This window comes from Algoriella xinjiangensis (assembly GCF_900115015.1).
GTDB lineage: Bacteria > Bacteroidota > Bacteroidia > Flavobacteriales > Weeksellaceae > Empedobacter > Empedobacter xinjiangensis.
In genome coordinates this window covers 53,292-76,811 of record NZ_FOUZ01000002.1, presented here as the reverse complement: position 1 = coordinate 76,811, position 23,520 = coordinate 53,292, and the positions used below count along the sequence as shown (strand labels likewise).

Genomic DNA, 23,520 nt, shown 5'->3' with positions numbered 1-23,520 from the left:
TAATTCTTATAAATTTAAGGAAATATTTCTTTTAAAATTTTCTGAGCATTTAATTTATCATTTAAATAATTTTCAAGAATAAATTTATAATTGACCGAAGGCTGAAAAGGCGTTTGAATTAATTTATTTATTTGTGAAATTAATTCGGCTTTATCACAAGCTTCCACACACAATTGACGTATATTTTTATCGTCAACTACTTTATCATTTATTACCGAAAAACGACTATTAAATAATGCATTTACAACTTTTAATTTTGTTCCTGATTGTTGAAATGACCAACTTACGTTGATATGCGCTCCAGAAAATAATTCAAGCAAATGATTAAAATTTTCTAAATAAACAAATTTCATGTTTTTATGATTTGCTATTTTACTTTTTACCCACTTTTCTTGATTACTTGACGCTATTAAAAAAGGATAATCTATTTCTTTGAAAGTATCAATCAAAAATTCAAGAGATTTCTTATTATCTGACGCTCTTAAATCGCCATGATATAAAATATAATCACCAAAACCATCCAAATTTCTAAAGAATTCGTTACCATGAAAAACCGGAACAAATGTTCCTTTTTTGTACTTATTAAAGACATAAGACTGCTCATAATTTGACAATGTAAAAACTTGATCAAATTGGGTAATTATTTTCTCGTAATCAATATATTTTTTAGCTTCTAATTCAAAAAGTTTTTTCTTAACAGGATTCCATTCACTTTTAGACAAACCTTCAAAATAATTTTGTTCTATATTATGCAAACGCAAAAATTTAGAGAAATTTGGTAAAGAAAATTGATTAAGTATTTTTGTAGTTTTTAAGCTTTCAAAAAAAATAGGCGCTTTATTTTTTATTAAATTACTATATAATTTTTCACCATTTCTAGAACTTACAGAAATTGGATATTTATTAAAAACTAAGAATGGATTTTGTTTTATTGGATAAAAATAAACTTCCTCGGCATATTTTTCTAATTCTAAATTTCTTTCATTTTTAAAACCAAACAGATGTAAATAAATCTTAACTCCTGATTGATTAAAAGCTTTTAGTTTAAAAAAAACATCTATTATCCCTCCATAATTCGGAGGAAAAGGAACGTCCATACTGACAAAATGCAACTGTTTTTCTGAATTCATTTAGCTCATATTATAAATAAAAAAAGAGTCTACATAAATGTAAACTCTTTCTTTTAAAATATATTGTTTTAGATAATTTTATTCTGTAATTGCTTCTACAACTTCAAACAATTTTCCTTCCTCGCAACGCACTTTACGTGCAGGATATCGACGAATTATTTCATAATCATGCGTTGCCATTACAACTGCACAATTATTTTCTTTAGAAACCGACAACAACAAATCCATAATATCATTAGACGTTTCTGGATCTAAGTTTCCTGTTGGCTCATCTGCCAAAATAAGTTCAGGATGATTTAGAAGCGCACGAGCAATAGAAACACGCTGCTGCTCTCCACCAGAAAGACGGAAAGGCATCATTTTCTTTTTAGATAACATACCAACTGAATCTAAAACTTCATTAATTCTATTTTCAATTGTTGCTTTATCTTTCCAGCCTGTTGCTTTTAAAACAAATGTCAAATTTTGCTCGACAGTACGGTCTGTTAATAATTGAAAATCTTGAAAAACAATTCCTAAATGTCTTCTCAAATCAGGAATTTTACTTGTTTTCAGTGTTTTTAAATCTACACCTACAACTTTACCTTGACCTGTTTGCAAAGGCAAATCACCGTAAAGTACTTTTAATAAACTACTTTTTCCACTTCCTGTTTTTCCAATTAGGTAAACAAATTCGCCTTCGTTAAGTGTAAAATTAACGTCAGATAACACCAAGTGATTACGTTGATATATTGAGGATTGACTAAGTTCAATTACATTATTAGGTTCCATACTTTCTAAAGTCTTTAAGACAAATGTAAAAAAAAAGCTTGAAAGAAGTACTCTCAAGCTTATTTTTTATGATTTGTAACGATTATCTTTTAGCTCTTACGTCGCTAATAGATACTGCTGCTCTTCCTTTTTTTCTACGAGCCGCTAAAATTTTGCGCCCGTTTTTAGAAGCCATACGCTCACGGAATCCGTGTTTGTTTCTTTTTTTTCTGTTACTTGGTTGAAATGTTCTCTTACTCATCTTTACTAAGTTTCTAATCCATTACTCGAATGGGTTGCAAATATACAGTTATAATTATTAATTCAAAAATCAAATAGATAGAAAATTACAAAAAACTATGAATTAATAGTAAACCGTGTTCCGTTCTACAATTTGTAATTTTCGAAGTGCAAATATAAAAACATTTTTCTGTTTAACAAACGAAATTTAAAACAATAACATATAAAACTTATTAACAACAAAATCTAATACGAAATCTAAAAACCACTTACTTGACTGAAATAATGGTTTACTTAAAACTTTCTTAAAACATCAAATAACTTGTTTTTATCACATTCTTTTATGGTTAATTTTTGTATCTTAGCCACCTTATATAACAAAACAATATGACTGAAGGAGAAAGACTAATCCCAATTAACATTGAGGATGAAATGAAATCCGCATATATCGATTATTCGATGTCGGTAATCGTATCTCGTGCGCTTCCGGATGTGCGCGATGGTTTAAAACCTGTACACCGTAGAGTATTATTCGGGATGTATGAATTAGGTGTTTTTTCTAACCGTTCTTATAAAAAATCTGCTCGTATCGTTGGAGAAGTTTTAGGTAAATTTCACCCACACGGAGATAGTTCGGTATATGACGCAATGGTGCGTATGGCGCAACCATGGTCTTTACGTTATATGCTTGTAGACGGTCAAGGTAACTACGGTTCTGTAGATGGTGATCCACCTGCTGCAATGCGTTATACCGAAGCAAAACTTCAAAAAATTTCAGACGAAATATTAGCTGATTTAGATAAAGAAACTGTTGATTATCAATTAAACTTTGATGATACAATTCAAGAGCCAACAGTTATGCCAACAAAAATTCCGACACTTTTAATAAATGGTGCATCGGGTATTGCAGTTGGTATGGCAACTAATATGGCTCCTCATAATTTAACAGAAGTAATTGATGGTACAATTGCTTATGTTGAAAATCGTGATATTACGATTGACGAACTTATGCAACACATCAAAGCCCCAGATTTCCCAACAGGTGGAACAATCTATGGTTACGAAGGTGTAAAACAAGCTTTTGAAACTGGACGTGGACGTATTGTATTACGTGCAAAAACAAATTTTGAAGAAGTGCATGGTCGTGATTGTATTATTGCAACAGAAATTCCTTACCAAGTTAACAAAGCAGACATGATTGCAAAAACTGCTGACTTAGTTAAAGATGGTAAATTAGATGGTATTGCTGAGATTCGTGACGAATCTGACCGTAAAGGAATGCGTATTGTTTATGTACTTAAAATGGACGCTGTTCCTAATGTAGTACTAAACAAGTTATATAAATTTACTCAATTACAATCTTCTTTTAGTGTAAATAACATTGCATTAGTAAAAGGAAGACCAGAACAATTAAATTTAAAAGATTTAATTCATTATTTCATAGAGCACAGACACGAAGTTGTTATTCGTCGTGCTGAATATGAATTAAGAAAAGCACAAGAAAGAGCACATATCTTAGAAGGTTACATGAAAGTAATCGGAACTCAAGATGATTTAGATCGTGCAATTCGTATTATTCGTGGCGCTTCAACACCAGAAGAGGCTCGTAACGAATTAATGGCTGCTTTTGATTTATCAGAAATACAAGCACGTGCAATTCTTGACTTACGTTTACGTACATTAACAGGACTTGAGATTGATAAAATCCGTGCTGAGTATGATGAAATAATGGCTACAATTAATCGCTTAAAAGATATTTTAGCAAACGAAGATTTACGTATGCAAATTATCAAAGATGAATTAATTGAAATTCGTACAAAATATGGTGATGATCGTCGTACAGATATCAATTATGCTGGAGGAGATCTTAATATGGAAGATTTAATTCCTGATGAAAAAGTTGTTTTAACAATTTCTCACATGGGTTACATCAAACGTACGCCACTATCAGAATACCGTAAACAATCTCGTGGAGGTGTTGGTAACAGAGGTGCTACAACACGAGACGAAGATTTCTTAGAATACATGGTTGCGGCAACAAACCACCAATACATGTTATTCTTTACCGAAAAAGGAAAATGTTTCTGGATGCGTGTATACGAAATCCCCGAAGGTTCTAAAACATCTAAAGGTCGTGCTATCCAAAACTTAATCAATATTGATGCAGACGATAAAGTAAAAGCTTACATCCGCACACACGATTTAATGGACGAAGAATACGTAAATAATAATTACGTGATCATGGTAACTAAAAATGGTATCATCAAGAAAACAGCTTTAGAAGCTTATTCTCGCCCACGTGCAAACGGAATTAACGCAATTACAGTTCGCGAAGGTGATGTTTTATTAGAAGCTTTATTAACAGACGGTAAATCTCAAATTATGATTGCTTCTCGTTATGGTAAAGCCATTCGTTTCGAAGATGAAAAAGTTCGCCCAATGGGTCGTACTGCTTCTGGTGTTCGTGGTATCAACTTAGGAGATCAACCAGACAACGAAGTTATCGGAATGATTGTTGTTTCGGATATGGAGAAAGAAACAGTTTTAGTTGTTTCTGAACAAGGATACGGAAAACGTTCATCAATCGAAGATTATCGTGAAACAAATCGTGGTGGAAAAGGTGTAACAACTTTAAACATTACAGATAAAACAGGAAAATTAATTGCAATAGAAGCTGTAACAGACGAAGATGATTTAATGATTATTAATAAATCTGGAGTTGCAATTAGAACTGGTTTAGACGAAATTCGTGTAATGGGACGTGCAACACAAGGTGTGCGATTAATCAACTTGAAAAAGAATGATGAAATTGCTGCCATTGCAAAAGTTGAAGTTGCAGAAGAATTAGAGGATGAAGTTGAATTAGATGAAGACGGAAATCCAATAATTGTAGAAAATTCAAACGACAATAACGAAACTCAAGCAGAGGAAAATACTGCTGAGACTCCAAATAATGAATAGTCAATGAAAAAGTTATTATTTAGCTTAGGTTTAGTTTTAGCAATGTCAACATCATTTGCTCAAACAAATACAGAAGAATTAACAACAGATCCTACAGTTTTAGCTGAGAAATACAATAAATCAGCAAAAGAAAACTTAACAAAAGGTGATGTTACAAAAGCAAGCCAAGATTTAGCAAAATTATCGAAATATGAAAGCGGTAAAGTTTGGCAAGTAAAAAACAAAGACACTAAAAAAGACGAATTTTATTATTCGCAAGCAGATTTAGACAAAGCAACAGCTGGTGGGAATTATGCTAAACCAAAAGAAGTTGTTTTACAACAGAAATATGGTTTCTTATTGCAATCAGAAGTTTCTAATCTTGCAAATAAAGAATTAGAAGCAGCTAACAAAGCAATGGACGCAAAGCAATTTGCAGAAGCAGCAACAAAATTCTTAAACGTTTATAATTTAGTTGAAGCTTTAGGTACAAAAGAAGAAATTTATAAATACCAAGCTGCAATTTGTTATTACAATGCAAATGATTATGATAAATCTTTAGCTATTATTAAAGAATTAGCTGCAAAAGGATTTACAGGTATATCTGCAAATCAAACAAAAGACTACAACCGTGATATGTATGTTTTAGCTTTGAATGGTTTGTATAATGCTAAAAAATATGATCCAATTATAGAAGAAGCTACTACTAAATATCCAAAAGATGCAGATATCAACAATATCGCAACAGGTATTTATCAAGTTTCTGGTAATGCAGACAAAATGCGTCAACGTATTGAAGAAAGCATTAAAATTGATCCAAATAATGCACAAAATTATTATAATTTAGGTGTTTTATACTTGGATGATGAAGCTAAAACCGAAGAAGCAAAAGCCTTATTCAAAAAAGCAATTGAATTAAATCCAAAACATTCTGAATCTTACAACAATTTAGTTTTAGCTATCTTGAAAAAAGACAAAGAATATGTTGAGGAAATGAACAACAATTTAGGAACTTCTAAAAAAGAAAAAGAAGCGTATGCAGCAAACGAAACAAAGCGTAAAGCTTTATTTACAGAAGCTGTTCCTTATTTAGAAAAAATGTACGAATTAGACCCTACAAACCGTGTGGTTGTTCGTAATTTAATTCAAGCATACAAAGCGTTAGGAAATGATCAAAAAGAAACTTTCTACCGTAATGCAGAAAAAAATTCAGTAAAATAATCTCAACGATTATAACAATAAAAAAAGGTCTTCATATGAAGACCTTTTTTTATATAGAATTTAAAAATTCCAATTTCTTAAATCTGGTAAAAAATGATGCGCCGTCAAATCATAACGAACCGGCACTACAGAAACATAGCCATCAGCCAAAGCACGTTCGTCCGTATCTTCGCCTTTGTCTAAATTCTTAAACTCACCACTCATCCAATAATACGTTCTACCACGAGGATCTTCGCGTTTATCAAATTTTTCTTCCCACTTAGCATCAGCTTGTCTACAAACTTTTATTCCTTTAATTTCAAATTCTTTCAATTTCGGAATATTCACATTCAACACAACACCTTTTGGTAAACTATGCTCTAAAACTTCTGCAATAATTTTCTTGATAAATTTTTCTCCCGCTTTAAAATCTGCATTAAAAGCAAAATCGCAAAGCGAAAAACCAATTGCTGGTATTCCTTCAATTCCTGCTTCTACAGCCGCAGACATCGTACCCGAATAAATTACATTAACCGATGAATTTGAACCATGATTAATTCCCGAAATACACAAATCTGGTTTTCTTGGTAAAATCTGCGAAACTGCAAGTTTTACACAATCTACAGGCGTTCCCGAGCAAGCGTACTCAATTACTTCTTCATCCAACTCAATTTTATCACAAAACAAAGTAGAATTTAACGTCACGGCGTGCCCCATACCACTTTGTGGACTGTCTGGCGCTACAACATAAACATCTCCAAATTCTTTCGCCATTTCGACCAAAGCTCTGATTCCTGGCGCCGTAACGCCATCATCATTTGTCACTAATATTAGCGGTCTTTCCATATTTTATTGTTACTTTTATTATTCTTTTTTACAAATGTAAAAAACTTCCAACTAATTTCTTTTTTATTTATATTTGGAGGACTCGTAAATTATTAATTTATATAAGAACCACGCTATATGTTAATTAAAAAAACATATGTTTTACTCTCATTTTTATCAATGAGTTTATTGGCATTCTGCTTTTGCAAACCAATGTTAGATTCTAATGATGACAAAGAAAAGTTAATCGTAAAAAACACACGAAATACTTTAACCTATCTTCATTATAAACCAGCAACAATTGATGATAAGTTTTCAGAAAATGTATTCAATAAATACATCGAATACATTGATCCAGGAAAAAGATTTTTATTACAATCTGATTATGATTTATTCAAAAAAGATTATCACAATTTAGATGATTTTTATAAAAATGAAGATTTAAAATTCTACAATTCTACAGCTGACACAATTTATAAACGAATTGGTGAAGCCGAAAAATACTCGATGGAAGCTTTGTCAAAACCATTTGATTATAACCAAAAAGAAAATTATAATGTAGATTATAAAACTTCTAAATACGCAAAAGATAAAGCTGGCGCGAAAGAATTATGGCGAAAATACATCAAATACAATGTTTTATTAGAAATTGTATCGATGCAAGATGAGCTAAAAGGAGAAAAGAAAGATTCTATTGATGAAAATTCTTTAAAAGCCGAAGTAGATCCTTTAGCAGATAAAGACAAAAAGAAAATAACGAAAGACACACCTTTCGCCGAAGTAGAAAAAATGGCGCGCGAAGAAGTAAAAGAGTTAATTTCTGATTATTTCAGAAGAATTAAACAAACAAAACGCGAAAATTATTTTGCGATTTACATGAACTCTATTTCTGAGCAATATGATCCGCACACATCTTATTTTTCTCCAACTGGAAAAGAAGATTTCGATTTTGAAATGTCTGGACAAATGGAAGGAATTGGAGCAAAATTACAAGACAAAAAAGGGTTTGCTACAATTGCTGAATTAGTAATTGGTGGACCAGCTTGGAAAAACGGAAAGTTAGAAGTTGGTGACCAAATTATCAAAGTTGCACAAGGTAAAAAAGAAGAACCTAAAAATATTGTTGGTATGTTATTAAACGATGCAATTCGTTTAATTCGAGGTAAAAAAGGAACTGAAGTTATCTTAACTGTAAAGAAAAAAGATGGTTCGCAACAACAAATTTCTTTGATTCGTGATGTAATTGAATATGACGAAGTTTTTGCACGTTCGTCTGTTATTACGGATGAAAAAGGTGATAAATACGGAATTATTTATTTACCAGAATTCTATACGCCAATGGGTAAAGAAGGTGGTCGTTATCCTACAGATGATATCAAAAAAGAAATTGAAGTACTGAAAAAAGAAAACATCAAAGGTTTAATTTTTGACGTTCGTAACAATGGTGGTGGATCTTTAGAAGAAGTTGTAAAAATTAGTGGTTTATTCATCAATCAAGGTCCTATTGTACAAGTTAGACGTAGTGACGGAATGTTAAAAATACACGAAGACAAAGATAATTCTATTTCTTATGACGGACCATTAGTGGTTATGGTAAACGAATTATCGGCATCGGCATCAGAAATTTTTGCAGCAGCAATGCAAGATTATGGTCGTGCAGTAATTGTTGGTTCTCCACAAACATTTGGAAAAGGAACTGTACAAACTATTTTACCATTAGACCGTAACACAGGAAGTGATGAATTAGGAGCAATTAAGTTAACAATTCAGAAATTTTACCGTGTAAACGGAGGTTCTACACAATTAAAAGGTGTACAATCTGATATTGCGATGAACGATCAATATACGTTAGAAGATATTAACGAAGGTTCTCGTCCAGAAGCATTAAATTGGGATCAAATTAAACCATTGGTTATTGCAAAATGGCCAACTGCAATTAATTTAGAGCAAATAAAAGCAAACAGTAAAACACGTTTAGCAAATAATCAACATTTGAACTTAATGAACGAAAGTTTCAAATTTGTAAAATCAATGGAAGATGTAAAAGAAATTCCATTAAACTTGGTTGATTACAGAGCTTACAGAAAAACACGTGAAGATAAAATCAAAAAGTTTGAAGTTTTGGATAAATACAAAAACACATTCAAATTCTCGATGAATCAAAATGATCAAGCTGCAATTAAAAACGATACTGTTTTAAAAGCAAAACGTCAAAATTGGTTCAAAGGTTTACAACGTGATTTTTACTTAAACGAAGCGGTTAACGTTTTAAGAGACATAAAATAATGAAGCAAGAAAACGGTTCATTTTCTCAAATAGTATTTAAAAAATTAAGAAAGAACACCCTTGGTGTTCTTTCTTTTAGTGTAATCGTATTAGCTGGGCTAATTTCTATCTTTTCTTATCTTTTTGCAGCCGATAAAACCGAGAATGCAAACCGACAAGATCTGTCTATAGCCTACGCGCCTATTGGTTATCAACAAAAAACAATCGAAATTCCGTTGCCAAATTATGAAGGTAAAATGCATTTTGCAGATTATTTTTTTGGAAAGAAAATCGATTCAGAACAAATTAGTATTACAAGTTATAAAATCAATAAAAACGAGGTAGAATATGTACCTTATTTAGGTAATGGATTAAGTGGCGAACCTATAAAAGTTGACATTTCTGCTTGGACAAAATACGACATCAAACCACAAGATATAGCATCTAAATTTATCTATACCAAAACCTATCTTTTAGGAACAGATAGTTATGGTCGCGATTTTTATTCAAGATTAATTATCGGAACAAGAATTTCTTTCTTAATTGGTTTTATTGCCGTTTTCATCTCCTTAGTAGTTGGTGTAACTTTAGGTGCAATTGCGGGTTATTACAAAGGAAAAGTAGACGATGTTATTATGTGGTTAATAAACGTTGTGTGGTCTATTCCTACACTACTTTTGGTTATCGCAATTACGTTAGCTATTGGAAAAGGATTTTGGCAAATTTTTATAGCCGTTGGTCTAACTATGTGGGTAGAAGTGGCGCGTGTAGTGCGCGGACAGTTTTTATCGTACCGCGAAAAAGAATTTGTAGAAGCTGCAAAAGCTTTAGGTTTTTCGGATATGAGAATTATTTTCAATCAAATATTACCTAACGTTGTGGCGCCAGTTATTGTAATATCGGCGGCTAATTTTGCTTCGGCAATTTTGGTAGAAAGTGGTTTAAGTTTCTTGGGAATTGGAGCGCAACCTCCTACTCCGTCTTGGGGAAATATTATCAAAGAACATTACAGCCATATTATTTTAGGCAAACAACATTTGGCTATTTTACCAGGTTTAGCAATTATGTTATTGGTACTTGGATTTAATATTTTTGGGAATGTTTTACGAGATATTATGGATATTAAAAATTAACAAATATTACCTTATAAAAAAAGCCTCTATTTAGATAACAGAGGCTTTTATTTTTACTTTCGCGACTACATTCGTCGGATTCTTTTGTTTTATTTGTTGTTGATGCAACCTCAACGAATCTTTTGACGGTACTTTTAACGGATAAGCTCCCGTAAGTCCAGCCAATCTAAAAGCACTGTATATATTTTTATTTTGTTTATTACCTAATGCAATTACCGTAAATTGATTTTTAACATCGTGTACAAAAACTGTATTATTACCATGCCACCAACCGTTGTGATACAATAATTTATTTCCATTATCATATTCTAACAAACGCATTCCAAGCCCGTAATTTTTAAATCCTTTTTGCTCGTAACTATAACCTTGAAAAGCTTCTTTCTTCAGTTTTTTTGGTAAAAAATCGTCCGAATACATTGCAACATCTAACTTGAATAAATCTCGTGGCGTAGAATAAATATTTTTATCACCATAAGTTCTATCAAAATCATCCCAAGCCCATTCGTATCCATTGTATTTATACGAGCGCGCAACAGAATCTTTATCGCGATCATACTCAAAAACAAAGGTATTTTTCATTTCTAATGGATCAAAAACCATGTATTTCATCGCTTTTGGATAATCCATTTTCATTATTTTTTCGATAACCAATGCAAGAAATGCAAAATTGGTGTTCGAATAATAAAATCCTTTGTCTGCTGGACGAATTTGTTTTACATCAAATTCTCTAAAAATATCTAAAACATCTTGGTTAGAAATAGGTTTTTCGCGTTCCATCATCACTTTTTTATTGTTCCACAAAACGTTTGCATAATTTGGCAAACCGCTTCGGTGACTCAATAAATGTCTAACTGTGACATCTTCGTAAGGAAAACCTTCTAAAATTGTATTTACTTTTTGATCTAATTTTATTTTATGCTTCTCTACCAATTTTAAAATGGCCATAGAAGTAAAAACTTTTGAAATTGAGGCAATATGAATCGGTGTTTCCGCTGTAATAGAACGTTTGTTACGTTCATCTGCCATTCCTTGATAACCTTCGAAAATTATTTCTCCATTTTTAGCAACCAAAAATCCACCACTCACTTTTCCATCAACCCAAAAATCTTTGTAAAAAGCAGCTAATCTAGTTTTGTAACCATTTATTTCTTCCGGAGAAGATTTCATGGGTTTAAAATCTGCTTTCCAATCCAACGAATCATATTTCAAGGCGTTTGGATCCTTTTTTCTTTCTTCCTCTTTGTTGACATCCTTCTTGCTACAACTTCCTAAAAAAAGTATGGCAGAAGCAGCAACAATCGCTATATACTTCATCTAATTTTTATGGTCTTTCTGTTTGTTTGCACTAAATTAAAGATTTATTTAAAAATTGGTTAAAAGAATCTAAATATTATGCTTTTTTTATGATTTATGCGCCAATTGAGATTTAAATTCGCCCAAAATAACGCTTGTTGCAACTGCAACATTTAGACTTTCGGTAGAACCATTGGTTCCAAAAAAAGGAATACTCAATTTATTAGTCGTTAAATCTTCAATCGGTTTCGAAATTCCGTTTGCTTCATTTCCCATCACCAAAATACCTTCTTGTGGTAAAATTTGCTCATAAATTGATTCACCTTCCATAAAAGTTCCGAAAATATTACCTTGATAATCTTTCAAGTATTTTTCTAAATCAATATAATGCACTTTTACACGGGTAAAAGATCCCATTGTCGACATAATTACTTTTGGATTATACATATCTACCGACTCTTTTGTACACAATACATGCGCCACGCCAAACCAATCGGCTAAACGAATAATTGTACCTAAATTTCCGGGATCACGAATATCATCCAAAGCTATTGTCAAACCACTCAAATCAATATTTTCATCATAATTTGGTAATTCACAAAGTGCTAAACCTACATTTGGTGTAGTTAAAAAACTTATTTTTTTAAGGTCTTTTTCTTCTATAAACGTTTTTTTAATATGCGTTGCTTCGGGCCAAAAATCTTCGGTTATAAATAATTCTTTAATCTTTATCGAACTTTTTATAACTTCACCAATATTTTTAACACCCTCTACGACAAACATATTATATTTTTGTCTATATTTTTTAGAACCTAAAGAAGTTATTATCTTAATAACGTTATTTGATAACATATTTATGCAAAAAAAAATTACAACAAATATAGCACTTATCTCTTGCTTAGGATTACTTTTTTATAGCTGTAGTACAACTAAAAAAGTTCCTGAGGGAGAATATTTGTTTGTAAAAAACAAATTTGAGTTTGATAAAGAAGACACTAGCATCAAAAAAAAGACTTCTGTTATCAATAAAGACCTTACAAATTATGTAAAACAAAAACCTGCGGCAAAGTTTTTAGGCTTTTTTCCGGTTTGGCAATGGGTTTACAATTGGTCACCTGCAAAGTTTGATGAAACCTTTCAAGAATATTATCGTGTTGAAGCTTCGCAACGTAATCAGAAATTATTGGATAGTTTATTGACTAAAAATAATTTGACTGAATATGTTGGAAATAATCTTTGGTTAGATCGTACTTTTTATAATCAAGGTGAAGCGCCAGTTTTATTGGATGAAAAGCAATCAGAATTTTCTGCAAAAAACTTAAATCGATTGTTTCATGACAAAGGTTATTTTGATTCGAAAGTAAAAGTTTCGTACAAAAAAGATTCTCTTGCGAAGAAAGCCGAAACTATTTATGATATAAAATTAGGCGATCCATCGTACATCGAAACGTTTACTCAAAAAATTTCTGATGCTAAAATCGAAGAATATTTAAACTCGCCAATTGGTAAACAAACTGTTTTACATGAAGCCGATCAATACGATTTTGATAAATTTGAGGAAGAACGTGATCGTGTGGTTGATTTATTAAAAAATCGCGGTTATTACGATTTTAATGATACAGGCGAAGATTTATATTTTGAAGCGGATACCACAAAAAGTGATAAACGCTTGGACATTTCGATGTATATTGATAAATACATACAAGATTCTCTAAAAACGGATAGTATTACACCTTTTACGCAATATCGTTTCGGAAAAATTAATATTTATGCAGATGCGCGTTCATCAGACGAAGTAAAAGACGAAAATTTATTAATCAAAAAAGAATATAAAGATTATACTGTTTTCTATAAAAATGACCCGCAATATCGCCCAAGATATTACACAGATGCCTTTGTTATAAGACCAGAACAGTTGTATAGACGTCGCCAAGAAATACAAACCAAACGTAATATTTACAAAAAAGATAATGTAAATGTGCACCGATTTGATGTTTCTAAAAGAGATTCTATTTTAGATGTAAATGTTTTTTTTACACCTAAAAAGAAGTATGATTTAAGTCTTTTTGTCGAAAGTTATGCTTCGCGTTATATGAATTTTGCGATATCGCCTGGTTTAAGTTTAACTTCTCGAAATTTATTTGGAGGTGGAGAAAATTTAGAAACAACGCTAAAAGGAACTTTAGGTTCTGTTGATAAAGATTTTTCTCAGAACAAAAATTTCTTGAATGCCTATGAAATTGCAATCGAAACAAAACTTAAATTTCCGTATTTATTAACACCTATTAATTTAGATAACATTTTACCAAAACGTTTTGTTGCAGAGTCGGCAATTAGAACAAATGCAAGTACACAAAAAAATGTAGGTTTAGACAAAACAACCTATGGTTTTGGTTTTGACATGGATATTTCTAGTTCAGAATTTCAACATAAAGTATCTATTTTTAATACAGAATTTGTAAATAATCGTAAACAAGATCGTTATTACGAAGTTTTTACAAAAGATAATGACACGAAAGATTTAATTAAAGATCTTTATTATAACTACAATCCAAATGCGCCTGTTTATGTAACAGATGATGAATTAACAAGTGCAATAGAAGCTGACAAAGGCTTTCAAGGTTCGTTAACTGGAGATGATGCAAGGTTATATGTAGAATTTGAAAACATGCTTTATCGTAAAGCAAATATTTCGCAAAACGTGGTTATTAACTCGTTTATTTATCAATTTACATTTAACGAAGAAAATTCTTTTCGTCCTAAAAATAATCCGTGGTTTATACAAGCGCGAATAGAATTAGCCGGAAATTTATTGAGAACATTAGATAAAGCTTTTGGTTTTAATCATGCAGAAGATGCAAATAATCAAGAAACAGGTTTAATATTTGGAATACCATATTCTCAATTTGTTAAATTTGATTTAGACGTTCGTCGAAAATGGAAATTAAATTCAAACTCGAGTGTTGCTGGACGATTTTTATTCGGAATTGTGCAACCTTATGGTAATTCTACCGCTGCACCATTTGTCCGCAGTTATTCGGCTGGTGGAGCAAACGACGTACGTGGTTGGGCACCGTTAACATTAGGACCTGGAAGCAAACCGCGTATCAATTCTAAAAATCAAAGTTTAGAATTTGAAAGTTTAAAATTATTATTCAATACCGAATTTCGTTTCAACTTATTCGGTAGTTTAGAAGGTGCATATTTTATTGATGCAGGTAATATTTGGGGTGTAAACAAAGATCGTCCCGAGACTTTATTTAAATTTAAAGATTTTTATAAAGAATTCGGAATTGGATCTGGTCTGGGTTTCCGTTATCATATTGGGACATTCGCAATTGTAAGATTTGATTTAGGTTACAAAATTTATGATCCTTCTTACGAATTAGGAGATCGTTGGCAATTTGATAATTTTAATCTCCTAAAACCAAGAATACACTTCGGAATTAATTATCCTTTCTAAAAAAACATCTATATTTGTTTCACAAAAAACTAACATAATGAGCAGAAAATTTCCTGCCGGTGTTGCAACCGGTTCATTAGTTCAAGACATTATAAACGATGCAAAAGCAAATCAATATGCTTTACCTGCATGTAATGTTACAGGTTCGGACACGATCAATGCAGCAATGGAAGCTGCTGTAGAAGTAAATTCGCCTATTATCATACAATTTTCTAACGGAGGTGCTATTTTTAATGCAGGAAAAGGATTAAAAGCAGAAGGTCAAATTTCTGCAATCAAAGGTGCTATTGCTGGTGCAAAACATATTCATACTTTAGCCGAATCTTACGGTGCTACAGTTATTTTACATACAGACCATTGTGCAAAAAAATTATTACCTTGGATTGATGGAATAATGGATGCGAATGAAGAACACTATAACAAGTTTGGAAAAACTTTATTTAGTTCGCATATGTTAGATTTATCTGAAGAACCATTAGAAGAAAACGTAGAAACGTGTAAACGTTACTTAGAAAGAATGTCTAAAGTTGGAATGACTTTGGAGATGGAGTTAGGTATTACAGGTGGTGAAGAAGATGGTGTAGACAACTCTAACGTAGACAATTCTTTATTATACACACAACCAGAAGAAGTAGCTTACGTTTACGAAAACTTAAAATCTGTTTCTGATAATTTTTGGATTGCTGCTGCATTTGGTAATGTACACGGTGTTTACAAACCAGGAAATGTAGTTTTGACGCCTAAAATTTTAGATAATTCTCAAAAATACATCAACGAAAAATATGGTGTTAATAATGCAGTAGACTTTGTATTTCACGGAGGATCTGGATCAACATTAGAAGAAATTCGCGAAGCAATTAGCTATGGTGTAATCAAAATGAATATTGATACAGATTTACAATATGCATTTATGGAAGGTGTTCGTAAATATTTTGATGCAAATGCAGCTTATTTACAAGGACAAATTGGTAACCCAGAAGGTACTGAATCTCCAAACAAAAAATACTACGATCCACGTGTGTGGTTAAGAGCTGGTGAAGTTGCTTTCAAAGAAAGATTAATTCAAGCTTGTCAAGATTTAAATAATATTAATACTTTAGGATAATTCTTAAACCCGTTTTAAGACAATTCTATACATATAAAAACAGAATATATGCCTTGGTTTATTAGAAGCAAGAAAAATATCACAACGCCTACAGAATCTAAAAAAGATGTAAAAAAAGGATTGTGGTATAAAACTCCATCAGGAAAAATTATTGAAACTGAAGAACTAAAAGCAAATGCGTATGTAAGTCCAGAAGACGATCATCACGTACAAATTGGTTCTCAAGAATATTTTGAAATTTTATTTGACGAAGGAAAATTTACAGAATTAGACGCAAATGTAGAAAGTAAAGATCCATTAAATTGGACTGATACAAAACCATACAAAGACCGTCTAAAAGAAATTAAAAAGAAAACTGGATTAAACGATTCTATTCGTAATGCAGTTGGTAAAATGCATGGTCGCGATATTACAATTTCTTGTATGGATTTCAAATTTATTGGAGGTTCATTAGGATCAGTAATGGGAGAAAAAATTGCACGTGCAATAGATTATGCCATCAAAAATAAAACACCATACGTAATCATCACACAATCTGGTGGAGCACGTATGATGGAAGCTGCAATATCATTAATGCAATTAGCAAAAGTAGAAGCTAAATTAATACAATTAGCAGATCACCAAATACCATACATTACAATTCTTACAAATCCATCTTTTGGAGGAATTACAGCATCATTTGGATCAATTGGAGACGTTATTATGGCAGAGCCAGGCGCATTAATTGGTTTCGCTGGACCACGTGTTATCAAAGAAACTATTGGTAGAGATTTACCAGAAGGATTCCAAACTTCTGAGTTTTTACTAGAAAAAGGTTTTGTTGACATGATCGTTCACCGTAAAAAAATGAAAGATAAAATAAAAGAAGTAGCTGATATGTTAATGCCTATCAACTAATTATAAAAAGTGCAAATATATTTTTAAAATTTATCTGAATTTCATTTGGATTATTAGAGATTGATTTTATATATTTGCACTCCAATCGCGAGAATAGCTCAGCTGGTAGAGCGCAACCTTGCCAAGGTTGAGGTCGCGGGTTCGAGCCCCGTTTCCCGCTCTTTGAAATATTAGATTCAAAAATCAAATTTTGCCTTGGTGGTGGAATTGGTAGACACGCAGGACTTAAAATCCTGTGCCCATTAGGGCGTGCGGGTTCAAGTCCCGCCTGAGGTACTTTTTATTTGATTTTTGCAATTTTACGCGGGAATAGCTCAATTGGTAGAGCGTCAGCCTTCCAAGCTGAATGTTGCGAGTTCGAGTCTCGTTTCCCGCTCTATTACTAAGGTAATGGATGCCTTGGTGGTGGAATTGGTAGACACGCAGGACTTAAAATCCTGTGTCCATTAGGACGTGCGGGTTCAAGTCCCGCCTGAGGTACTAAAAGCTCAAGAATTTATTTTCTTGGGCTTTTTTTATTTTCCAACCAACCATTTCTTCTAAATTTACATCTACTCTATATACCAAAATTTAGAAAGATGAAAATTACCATACCTACTCCATGCTCAGAAAAATTGAACGATGTAAACTTCTGTTCAAAATGTCAACATCAAATCATAGATTTTTCTCAATTAGAAGATCAAACAGTTTCTAAAGAATTTGAAAAGAATAAAGTTTATTGTGGAATTTTCTCTCCAAATCAATTAGGAAGAAACATCGTTTCTAAAACTATTTCTAATATTGCCGTTTTTTCTGCAATTGGGTTAATTGGAACTACTGCAAATGCACAAGAAAAAATAACGTGCACAGAAACACCTCAACCAAAAAATGAAACTATCCAAAACGAAACCATAGAATTTAAAATCATCGTAAATAAAAGTGATGCGAAAGATTCGTATTCCTCAATTATTTCTTATCGATTACTCGTAAACAATGAAATTATTGAAGAAAATATTGAAGTTGGAAAAGAATATACAATCAAATTTGAGCATCCAAAAAATAGTCATTTAAATGTTAGATTGGCTTCTAATCAAAACCAATATCAATTAAGCAGAAATTATACGTCAAATAATTTACCGAAAGAAATAAAATTACAACTTTCAGATTTTAAATTAAAGCCAATAATTATGGGTAAAATAGCGGTCAAAAGATAATTTTTATAAATAACTTTCTTACATTAGTTGCTACAAAAGGGAATCGAGTGCAAATCTCGAGCTGTCGCGCAACTGTAAATAGTGAAAACTATAAGCCAGGCTACTTTTTTAGATGATGCTTTCGCGATTGAAGCTCGATCAAAACTACATTTATTTTTTATAGATGTTGAATTGATTGTACTTAATTTCGAAAGCATTTTTTATAACAACTATTTTATAGAAAAATGCAAAAACAAGAAATTCAGCAAATTATCGATCTTAAAACAAAACCACTTGGCGCTTTAGGTTTATTAGAAAAAATCGCTTTAAAAATTGGTTTAGTTCAACAACAACCTAAATTAGAATTAAAAAATCCACATCTTATTGTTTTTGCAAGCGATCACGGAATCTCTCAATCTGGTGTTAGCGCTTATCCTACTGAGGTTACACCACAAATGGTGCTTAATTTTTTAAACAATGGTGCAGCAATCAATGTTTTTTGCAATCAAAATAAAATTGAGCTTTCTATTATAGATTCGGGTGTTAATTATGATTTTGGTGATTATACAATCCTTAAAAATTGTAAAATAGCAAAGTCAACCAAAAACTTTTTATGTGAGTCTGCGATGACATCTACTCAATTAGACGAATGTTTCACTCACTCACAGAAGATAGTGGCTGAAATAGCTAAAAAAGGCACAAATATCATTGGTTTTGGAGAAATGGGAATCGGAAATACATCTTCTGCTTCGATGCTTGTTCATTATTTGACAGATTTGCCTTTGGAGCAATGTGTAGGGCGCGGAACGGGCTTGAATGATGAGCAATTAAAAACAAAGCTTGAAATTCTTTCACAAGCTAAAAATACACACGGAGAAATAAAAGATCCGAAACAAATATTAGCCACTTTTGGCGGTTTTGAAGTTGCGCAAATGACGGGCGCTATGTTAGCTGCTTTTGAACACAATATGCTTTTAATGATTGATGGTTACATTGCTTCGGCTGCATTATTAGTTGCTTCAAAATTAAAACCAGAAATTTTAAACAACGCAATTTTCTGTCATCAAAGTGATGAATTTGGACACCAATATTTATTAAATTATTTTAACGAAGAACCAATTCTTAAAATCAATTTGCGTGTTGGCGAAGGCACTGGTTGCGCATTGGCTTATCCGATTATAGTAAGTGCTGTCAATTTTTTTAATGATATGGCGAGTTTTGAATCGGCTGGTGTTAGCAATAAAGACGAGGAAATATGTTAAGAAAAGAAATCACTTATTTTTTAACAGCTTTGATGTTTTTCACGCGAATTCCAATTCCGTTAAAAATTCCGTATAGTAACGAAATCATGAATCAATCGCAAAAATATTATGCCGCAATTGGTTTATTGGTTGGTTTATTTAATGCCGTAATTTATACCATTTGTCAATTTATTTTACCCGTAGACATTAGTATTATTATAACCATGATTGCAAGTGTTTTGCTAACTGGTGCTTTTCACGAAGACGGTTTTACCGATGTTTGCGATAGTTTTGGCGGTGGTTATGGCAAAGAAAAAATAATGACGATTATGAAAGATAGTCGCATTGGTGCATACGGCGTTATAGGCGCTATTTTATTACTTTTGCTAAAATATACTTCTTTAAAACACATTGCGGAAGATAATTATTGGTTGATGATTTTTACTCTGATTGCAGCTCATTCTGTAAGTCGTTTTTTTTCTGGAATGATGATTTACACACACAAATATGTTACGGATATTGACAAAAGTAAATCAAAACCGATGGCAAATAAAGCCTTACCAATTCAGAATTTAGTGATTAGTTTTATCTTCAGTTTACTTCCTTTTATCGTTTTTGGAGAATGGAAATTCTTACTTATTTTACCACTTTGTTATTTAGGAAAAGTATATTTGGGTTGGTATTTTAAGAAATATATCGGTGGTTATACGGGCGATTGTCTTGGTACAGTGCAACAAGTAACCGAAGTTTTGTTTTATCTTGGCGTTTTAATTATATGCAAGTTTCTGTAATTCGACATACAAAAGTTAACCTGCCGTCATCTGTTTGTTACGGGCAAACAGATGTTGATTTGGCGGGTAGTTTTGAGGACGAAGTAAAAATTATTCAAGATAAAATTGATGATAATTTTGATGCAGTTTTTTCAAGTCCATTAAATCGTTGTTTGCAATTGGCGCAAACTTTTTCGACTGAAATATTGATTGATGAACGTTTAAAAGAATTTAATTTCGGTGATTGGGAAATGCAAAATTGGATTGATATTAATCCCGAAGAAATTAATCCGTGGTACAATGATTTTGTGAATACGAAAACTCCAAATGGAGAATCGATGAATGAAATGTTTTTTCGATTAAATTCTTTTATGAATGATTTGCGTCAACAAGATTTTGAAAATATATTAATTGTAACACATGGCGGAATTATTCGATTAATTTGGTGTTATTTGTTGCAAATTCCTCTAAAAAACACGTTTAAAATTCCTGTTGATTACCACGAAGTTTTAAAATTTAATCTTGGTAAAACAGAAAATGAAGACTTTATTTTACAGAAAAAATAAATAATAAAAGCAAAAGTATTTTTTCGATAATTTTCATATCTCAAATCTCTCGAAAAAAATCTACAATACAAATAATTCAGAATTAATTTATTACAAAAAAGTTGATAAATTTCTTTTAATAAAGTTTGCAAAATTGCATTTCATCAACTTATATTTGTACCAGTAATGCGGGAATAGCTCAATTGGTAGAGCGTCAGCCTTCCAAGCTGAATGTTGCGAGTTCGAGTCTCGTTTCCCGCTCAAAAACAAAAAGCCGAAGATTAATCTTCGGCTTTTTTATTTAAAATATTTTATGTTTCGATAAAGTTTTATGCTTCTTTTTCGGCTAACATTTGTTTATATTTTTTACCTTCAATTAATCTTTTTTCTGCCCAAATTGTTCCACCAGGAATAATGGCTGCAACAAAAAAGATAGCAAAAATTTTCCAAGACCAATTGTATTTATCTTTTAAAATATACACCAAAACGATGTAAGCGACAAATAAACCTCCATGTATACGGCCAACGTGCGTAACCCAAGTTGGGTCTTCCCAAATATATTTCATTGGCATGGCGATAAAAAATAAAACAATTGCAGAAATTGCTTCTAAGTAACCCGTAATTTTAAATAATTTCAACATTCCTTTTAAATTTGAGGTCAAAAATAATTTTAAAAATTAACATTAATACTAATACTTATCAGTAAAACAAATACTTAACATCAATTTTAAACGTTATTACAAGCATACATGCGATTTTTATTCTACATAATTGTCTTTTTTCTTCAGTCGATTTGTCTTTTCGGACAAGAAAAATCGTTTCATTTTTTTCGGTATAATAATGAAACAAAATCATATACAAAAGATTTTGAGCACAAAAATCTGCAATCAACCTTAGATTCTTTACAAAAAATTGGGTATTACACTTTAACTATCGATTCTATAAAAAACGAAAATATTTACCTAAACAAAGGAAAATTATATCAAACAATTTGGGTAAAAAATAACGAAACATTTCAAACCAAAAACGATTATTTTCCGACCAATAATTTAGATTCTATTTTAACTAAAATCTCTACCGAAAATACAAATCAAGGTTATCCTTTTGCTCAAATAAAAATTATTCCGAAAGGTTTTGAAAACAATGAACAAAAAATTGAATTGGTTTTAGACAAAGGAAATTTACGTACAATAGACGGCGTAAAGCTGGTTGGTTACGAAAAATTAGACAAAGGTTACATCAAACATGGGTTGAATATAAAACGTGGTGAAATTTACAACGAAGAAAAATTGGCGAATATTTCGAATTTAATGAATCAAACAAATTTTATTTCGGAAGTACAAAAACCGCAAACTTTATTCAGAAAAGATTCGACAATTTTATATTTATATCCAGAAAAAGTTCGTTCCAATTATTTTGATGGCGTTTTAGGTTTTGGAACGGATGATAACGGCGATTTTAGGTTAAATGGAAATGTAAAACTTTCATTAAATAATGTGTTTAATGGAATGGAAGAAATTCGATTAAATTGGATTGGAACCGCTAATAAAAATACTTCGTTAGATATTGGCGTTAAAATTCCGTATCTATTTAAATCTGCAATTGGTAGCGAAACAACATTCAAACTTTTTAAACAAGATTCTGTTTTTGTCAATATTAATTTTAGCGAACGTTTATTTTATCAACTCAATCTCAGCTCAAATATTGGTGTAAGTGGAATTGTGAAATCTTCTAATTTTTTATTGGATGATGATTCTTTTCTGAAAACGAGTTACGATGATTATTCGAAAATTGGAGTCGGATTAAGTTATAATTATTTTGTAAAACATCCTTTTCGTTTGATGGAAGGAAAATCATATTTGAATGTTTTAGTGAACTCGATTCGTAAAAAAGAAAAGAATTTTTCTTGGACAGAAGACATCGAAAATAAAACGGTTAATCAATATGAAATTGGTTTAAAAACATATCGATTATTTGAACTTCATCCTAAACATTTTATAAAAGGAACAGTAGAATTTGCTGGTTTATTGACCAAAGACGATGATTTTTCTGAAAATGAATTGTACCGAATTGGTGGTTTTGGAAGCATAAGAGGTTTTAATGAAGAAAGTATTACCGCAAATATGTACGGAATTGCGAGTATGGATTATCGTTTTGTGCCAAACGAAGCATTTTACATTGGTTTATTTGCCGATTATGCTTTTATTGATAACAAACGCGCGAATATCAACACATCATTGTTAAGTTTTGGAACTGGAATTTCTTTTTTAACTAAAATGGGAATCTTCAATTTAAGTTATGCAGTTGGTAAAACTGAAGAAACTTCGTTTGATTTTAAGGAATCTAAAATCCATTTCGGAATATTAAGTCAGTTTTAACTTAATGTTTAATGTTTGTCATTTCGACGAAGGAGAAATCTAAAAATAAAACACTCAAAAAAATTAGTATTAAAGAGATTCTTCATTCCACCTCGCTACATTCTGAATGACAGAAATTAACTATAATAAATAGACGTTAAAAATCAAAAACATTAAAAAATAATCAAATTTTT

At 31.5% G+C, this 23,520-nt stretch carries 19 protein-coding genes, 5 tRNA genes and 1 riboswitch; of the genes, 17 read left to right on the top strand and 7 right to left on the bottom strand.

The window, feature by feature from the left end; translation table 11 throughout:
- Nucleotides 1–14: 14 nt before the first annotated feature.
- The 3 genes from BM072_RS01915 to rpmH form a co-directional block, all read right to left on the bottom strand.
- Nucleotides 15–1,130, bottom strand: coding sequence for a glycosyltransferase (locus BM072_RS01915; protein ID WP_125112900.1), 1,116 nt, complete (start codon nt 1,128–1,130; stop codon nt 15–17).
- Between the two features lie 78 nt (nt 1,131–1,208).
- Entirely contained in the window at nt 1,209–1,901 is a 693-nt protein-coding gene (locus BM072_RS01910; RefSeq protein ID WP_092906025.1) for a cell division ATP-binding protein FtsE, read from the bottom strand.
- A gap of 82 nt (nt 1,902–1,983) precedes the next feature.
- Nucleotides 1,984–2,142 (bottom strand): 50S ribosomal protein L34, encoded by a 159-nt coding sequence (rpmH, locus tag BM072_RS01905; protein WP_092906023.1) that lies wholly within the window; start codon nt 2,140–2,142, stop codon nt 1,984–1,986.
- Between the two features lie 365 nt (nt 2,143–2,507).
- On the opposite strand from rpmH, the gene gyrA reads away from it, so the two are divergent.
- Together gyrA and BM072_RS01895 are read left to right on the top strand one after the other, a co-directional pair.
- A complete protein-coding gene (gene gyrA / locus BM072_RS01900) occupies nt 2,508–5,081 on the top strand; it encodes a DNA gyrase subunit A (protein ID WP_092906021.1) in 2,574 nt (857 codons plus the stop codon).
- A gap of 3 nt (nt 5,082–5,084) precedes the next feature.
- Nucleotides 5,085–6,281: a tetratricopeptide repeat protein gene (locus BM072_RS01895; RefSeq protein WP_092906019.1), complete on the top strand. Its 1,197-nt coding sequence runs from the start codon at nt 5,085–5,087 to the stop codon at nt 6,279–6,281.
- Between the two features lie 60 nt (nt 6,282–6,341).
- Here BM072_RS01895 and surE read toward each other — a convergent pair whose 3' ends face one another.
- Complete coding sequence (gene surE / locus BM072_RS01890; RefSeq protein ID WP_092906017.1) at nt 6,342–7,106, bottom strand: 5'/3'-nucleotidase SurE; 765 nt, start codon at nt 7,104–7,106, stop codon at nt 6,342–6,344.
- A 192-nt stretch (nt 7,107–7,298) separates the two neighbouring features.
- Between surE and BM072_RS01885 the strand changes: the two genes are divergently transcribed.
- The gene (locus tag BM072_RS01885) at nt 7,299–9,371 is read left to right on the top strand and encodes a carboxy terminal-processing peptidase (protein ID WP_092906015.1); all 2,073 of its coding nucleotides are present in this window, start codon (nt 7,299–7,301) and stop codon (nt 9,369–9,371) included.
- The gene (locus BM072_RS01880; protein ID WP_092906013.1) at nt 9,371–10,483 is read left to right on the top strand and encodes an ABC transporter permease; all 1,113 of its coding nucleotides are present in this window, start codon (nt 9,371–9,373) and stop codon (nt 10,481–10,483) included. Before BM072_RS01885 ends, BM072_RS01880 begins: the two co-directional genes overlap by 1 nt.
- A 30-nt stretch (nt 10,484–10,513) precedes the next feature.
- On the opposite strand, the gene BM072_RS01875 is transcribed toward BM072_RS01880, so the two are convergent.
- Together BM072_RS01875 and BM072_RS01870 are read right to left on the bottom strand one after the other, a co-directional pair.
- Complete coding sequence (locus tag BM072_RS01875; protein WP_092906011.1) at nt 10,514–11,797, bottom strand: serine hydrolase domain-containing protein; 1,284 nt, start codon at nt 11,795–11,797, stop codon at nt 10,514–10,516.
- Between the two features lie 87 nt (nt 11,798–11,884).
- On the bottom strand, nt 11,885–12,628 hold the full coding sequence (locus BM072_RS01870) for a TrmH family RNA methyltransferase (protein WP_092906009.1): 744 nt from the start codon (nt 12,626–12,628) through the stop codon (nt 11,885–11,887).
- Between the two features lie 4 nt (nt 12,629–12,632).
- Between BM072_RS01870 and tamL the strand changes: the two genes are divergently transcribed.
- The 12 genes from tamL (at nt 12,633) to BM072_RS01810 (ending at nt 21,230) form a co-directional block, all read left to right on the top strand.
- On the top strand, nt 12,633–15,239 hold the full coding sequence (gene tamL, locus BM072_RS01865; RefSeq protein WP_092906007.1) for a translocation and assembly module lipoprotein TamL: 2,607 nt from the start codon (nt 12,633–12,635) through the stop codon (nt 15,237–15,239).
- A gap of 37 nt (nt 15,240–15,276) precedes the next feature.
- Nucleotides 15,277–16,344 carry a class II fructose-bisphosphate aldolase gene (fbaA, locus tag BM072_RS01860; protein WP_092906005.1) on the top strand — a complete coding sequence of 356 codons (1,068 nt, stop codon included), beginning with the start codon at nt 15,277–15,279 and terminating at the stop codon, nt 16,342–16,344.
- A 48-nt stretch (nt 16,345–16,392) separates the two neighbouring features.
- Nucleotides 16,393–17,241, top strand: coding sequence for an acetyl-CoA carboxylase, carboxyltransferase subunit beta (accD, locus tag BM072_RS01855; protein ID WP_092906003.1), 849 nt, complete (start codon nt 16,393–16,395; stop codon nt 17,239–17,241).
- A gap of 87 nt (nt 17,242–17,328) precedes the next feature.
- Nucleotides 17,329–17,401 (top strand) — tRNA-Gly (locus tag BM072_RS01850).
- Nucleotides 17,402–17,433: 32 nt separating this feature from the next.
- Nucleotides 17,434–17,517, top strand: a tRNA-Leu gene (locus BM072_RS01845).
- A 27-nt stretch (nt 17,518–17,544) separates the two neighbouring features.
- Nucleotides 17,545–17,617 (top strand) — tRNA-Gly (locus tag BM072_RS01840).
- Between the two features lie 20 nt (nt 17,618–17,637).
- Nucleotides 17,638–17,721, top strand: a tRNA-Leu gene (locus BM072_RS01835).
- Nucleotides 17,722–17,819: 98 nt separating this feature from the next.
- Entirely contained in the window at nt 17,820–18,434 is a 615-nt protein-coding gene (locus BM072_RS01830; protein WP_092906001.1) for a hypothetical protein, read from the top strand.
- Nucleotides 18,424–18,559, top strand: a riboswitch (cobalamin riboswitch). (Overlaps the previous gene by 11 nt.)
- A 99-nt stretch (nt 18,560–18,658) precedes the next feature.
- The gene (cobT, locus tag BM072_RS01825; RefSeq protein WP_092905999.1) at nt 18,659–19,675 is read left to right on the top strand and encodes a nicotinate-nucleotide--dimethylbenzimidazole phosphoribosyltransferase; all 1,017 of its coding nucleotides are present in this window, start codon (nt 18,659–18,661) and stop codon (nt 19,673–19,675) included.
- Complete coding sequence (locus BM072_RS01820; protein WP_092905997.1) at nt 19,669–20,445, top strand: adenosylcobinamide-GDP ribazoletransferase; 777 nt, start codon at nt 19,669–19,671, stop codon at nt 20,443–20,445. The genes cobT and BM072_RS01820 overlap by 7 nt, the downstream gene beginning before the upstream one ends.
- A complete protein-coding gene (gene cobC / locus BM072_RS01815) occupies nt 20,430–20,990 on the top strand; it encodes an alpha-ribazole phosphatase (RefSeq protein WP_092905995.1) in 561 nt (186 codons plus the stop codon). The genes BM072_RS01820 and cobC overlap by 16 nt, the downstream gene beginning before the upstream one ends.
- Before the next feature lie 167 nt (nt 20,991–21,157).
- A tRNA-Gly gene (locus tag BM072_RS01810) sits at nt 21,158–21,230 on the top strand.
- A 68-nt stretch (nt 21,231–21,298) separates the two neighbouring features.
- Here the strand turns inward: BM072_RS01810 and BM072_RS01805 are convergent.
- Entirely contained in the window at nt 21,299–21,610 is a 312-nt protein-coding gene (locus BM072_RS01805; RefSeq protein ID WP_092905993.1) for a DUF3817 domain-containing protein, read from the bottom strand.
- A 108-nt stretch (nt 21,611–21,718) separates the two neighbouring features.
- Between BM072_RS01805 and BM072_RS01800 the strand changes: the two genes are divergently transcribed.
- Nucleotides 21,719–23,347, top strand: a complete 1,629-nt coding sequence (locus tag BM072_RS01800; protein WP_092905991.1) for a BamA/TamA family outer membrane protein — start codon at nt 21,719–21,721, stop codon at nt 23,345–23,347.
- The last annotated feature ends 173 nt before the right edge of the window (nt 23,348–23,520 follow it).